The following is a 3,249-nucleotide window of genomic DNA, read 5'->3' as shown; positions in this document are numbered from 1 at the left end:
GTAAGTTCGACATAACGTTGCAGGATCCATAACACCTCACCGTTAGCATCCCACTCCCCTTCCTGCGAACGGAAATAGCCCAGTAACGTCTGTCTGGCCGGAAACTGCTGTAAGGCGCGGGCGGCGCGCTCCGTCAGGCCGGCACATAGTAAGGCATGGATAATAAAGGCGGCATCTCTGAACCAGAAGCGCTTGTAGGTATAAGGGCCGGGATAAACATCTTCCGGAGAGTGCAGGATCAGTGAATTGATTGCCGCATCATACAAGAACTGATAATGCGGTTCGGGACACTGCAGCTTGCAGCATTTTTGCTGCTCTTTCTGCCAGGCCCCGGCCTGCAATTGTGGCTGAGCGCCAGAGGTAAGTGGCACTGACACTTCGACTTCATGCCAGCCTTGATCCGGTAGTTTAAACAGAACAGCTGCCGTTACCATCCCGACATCACATTTACCTTCGGCCTGTTGTTCAGCATCAGCCAGATGAATATAAACATCCCCTTGTTTATATGCCGAAACATGATACCGGTCAGCCGGACGATTAAAATAAATCCGTTTAGCGTCATCGACCAGCCATTGGTTATGTTGTTCATTCAGGGCCACTTTATGAATAAAACTTACGCCTTCCGGGTTTTGTGGGCGCAGTGCCAATACCAGATAACCCGGTTTATCCACTTTGGCTTTCAGTTGCATTTTCAGCACCGGCACACCATCTTCCAGTGCTACCCAGGCCTTATTTTGCAGTGTCATGCCCTGCTGACGGCTTGTAGTACAGATACTGATATCGCCGCCAACGGTCAGTTGCTGCTGGCTGTCTTCAGCACGTGATGGCAGCAGACAGTCTCCCTGCTCAGACATGATCCAGCCATCCAGAGACCAGCTGTCGAGAAACGGTGTCAGCAGACCGCGCGGGTCAACAATGGGCAGTTCAGGACAATCCGGATAACCAATGGCTGTCCAGTTACGGTGGGTCAGATTAATATGGGTAATTGAAAATGCCCGGGGAATAAAAGACTTATCACAGGGGTCAAACTGCCGTTCAATCCAGTATGGCCAGACCCAATCCAGATTGTGCTGAATAACCCTGCTGTTAATCAGCCCACGTGCGTGAAATACCACGCCGGCCCGCAGCAGCTCAATCGGCTCTCCGACTTCCGAGGGCTGGGCAAAATTATGCAGCTTAGCCAGTAAGGCTACCGGATCAATAAAACCATGTTTGTGAGCGACATAGCGCACCACATACCGCCAGGGCAACCATTTTAACCACGTCATGCCGAAGGCTCCTTATCAGTATCTTTTACGTTATGCTGTCCGGTGTATCTGGTCAGCGCCCGGTTAGCCAGCCGGTTCAGATAAATCACCGCAGCGACCGCTGCTATAAAGCCGCCAAGATACAGGACCCACTCCCAGCCGGTGCGCTGTTGCTGGCCAAATTCAATTGTTGTGATATCAGCAACCAGCGAACCCAGATAGACGTTATGCACCGTAAAAGGAATAAATCCGATCAGTGAACCAGCAATATAACCAAACAGAGAAAATTGCGTTAAACCAAAGAAGTAATTAGAAATTTTGCTTGGGAAAAACGGGATTAAGCGGGTAAGCAGGACAATTTTCCAGTCATTTTTGCTCAGTTCGTCATTAACCAGTTTTAACTTTGCCCGTGCCCTGATGAATTGCCTGGCGCGATGACCGAACGTGTAACGGGCCAGTAAAAAGGCGATAGTGGCACCCAGCGTAGTACCCAGTACCACATAGACCGAGCCTTCAACCACCCCAAATACAAAGCCGGCACCTATGGTAAACAGGGCCCCGGGTAGCAGTAATACCACAACCGCGGCCATAATCAGGATAAATAACAGTGGTGCCCAGGCGCCTTGCTGCTTAAACCATTGCAGTAATTTCAGTACTTCAGTGTGCACCCCGAAATACACCAGTACTGTCAGCACAACAGCCACAAATAGTACACTGCCGGCAATACCGAGTAAGGCGGCTTTAGTTCCCTTTGTTTGCTGTGCTGCTACTGTCGGTTGCTCATTTGATACCGGTTTCAAACAGGTTACTCCTCAGGCTCAATCGATTTAAGTATAGTCCTTAGCCTGGCAAAGTTTTCGGGTTCACTGGCATCATGGGCTGCATGGGGTGTAATCGTCAGACGGGCCTGCTTCAGCGCTGCGGCCAGCTGCCAGGCTGAAGCACAGGGACAAATGGTGTCATAGCGGCCCTGGACGATATCTGTGGTAATGTCCTCGAGTTTGCCGGCATGGCGCAGAATATAATCATCTTCTATAAAACCATGATTATCAAAGTAATAACTAGCTAATTGTGCCATTGGCAAACTGGTTGTCAGTTCGCAGAATTCAGCAATTTTTTGCTGGTCAGGCGTTAGAAATGAATTAACGGCTTCCCATCTGGCCCAGCTCATCGCTGCCGTTTGCTGCTGCTGAGTATTGCCGGTGTTAAGCAACCGGAAATAGGCTTCAACGGGTCTGTTGGGCTGGTCGACAATCGAAATAAACTTCTGATATTCATCCGGGTACAGCTGATTTGCACCTTGCAGATAAAACCAGTCCAGTTCCTGCTGCCGGCATAAAAATATGCCCCACAGCACCATTCTTACCACCCGCTCCGGGTGACGGATAGCATATAGCAAGCTGAGGGTGCTGCCCCAACTGCCACCGACCAGCATCAGTTGCTCGATCGTCAGTGCCTGACGTAATTGCTCTATATCTGCAAGCAGTTCAACGGTGGTGTTGGCTTGTAACCTTTCATTGTATTTGCTCAGACCACAACCACGCTGATCAAAAAAAATGACTGGCCGGCGCAGCCCGGCAAACAGGTCTTTATCAGCAGAACGCACACCAGCACCCGGCCCGCCATGGACAAACAACAGCGGGGTGGCACTGCGAATATCCCCCTGGATCTGATAATGCAGCTGATGGCCATCGCCAACATTAAGATAAGGCATCTGTAGTTTCCTCCTACAGCGGGTTATTTTTGACCTCTTACTTTTCGACCCAGTCGCCAGCATCATTTTTGCGATAACGCTGCTTTACTGCAGACCAGGCTACCTTGTGGGCGACTTCTTCGCGGCTATCATCACCGTCGCGGTCATCGGGGTCTTTGTAGTCCTGCCAGGCACTGTTAAAAGCGTCAAGATAGATCTGCTGGGCCTTGTCAGGTAACGCATTTTTTACGGCATCCGGCAATTCATTCCGGTTATCATATGGCATGGTTGTCCTCCTGCTGCCTGCTG

At 50.5% G+C, this 3,249-nt stretch carries 3 protein-coding genes and 1 pseudogene; all 4 read right to left on the bottom strand.

Translation table 11 applies throughout. From position 1 onward, the window contains the following. Positions 1-1,268 (bottom strand): annotated as a pseudogene (locus tag R3177_RS14065) (hypothetical protein); the annotation flags it as partial. Then, positions 1,265-2,047, bottom strand: coding sequence for a TVP38/TMEM64 family protein (locus tag R3177_RS14060; protein WP_318971639.1), 783 nt, complete (start codon positions 2,045-2,047; stop codon positions 1,265-1,267). The pseudogene R3177_RS14065 and the gene R3177_RS14060, both read right to left, overlap by 4 nt. Positions 2,048-2,052: 5 nt before the next feature. Beyond that, positions 2,053-2,961 carry a prolyl aminopeptidase gene (gene pip / locus R3177_RS14055; RefSeq protein ID WP_318971638.1) on the bottom strand — a complete coding sequence of 303 codons (909 nt, stop codon included), beginning with the start codon at positions 2,959-2,961 and terminating at the stop codon, positions 2,053-2,055. A 37-nt stretch (positions 2,962-2,998) separates the two neighbouring features. After that, positions 2,999-3,249, bottom strand: a 251-nt coding sequence (locus tag R3177_RS14050; protein ID WP_318971637.1) for a ChaB family protein, incomplete at its 5' end; no start/stop codon positions are given.

Source organism: Arsukibacterium sp. (genome assembly GCF_033722355.1).
In the GTDB taxonomy this organism is placed as follows: domain Bacteria; phylum Pseudomonadota; class Gammaproteobacteria; order Enterobacterales; family Alteromonadaceae; genus Alishewanella.
Note: the sequence above shows the minus strand (reverse complement) of the source record. Positions and strands in the feature narration are given on the sequence as shown.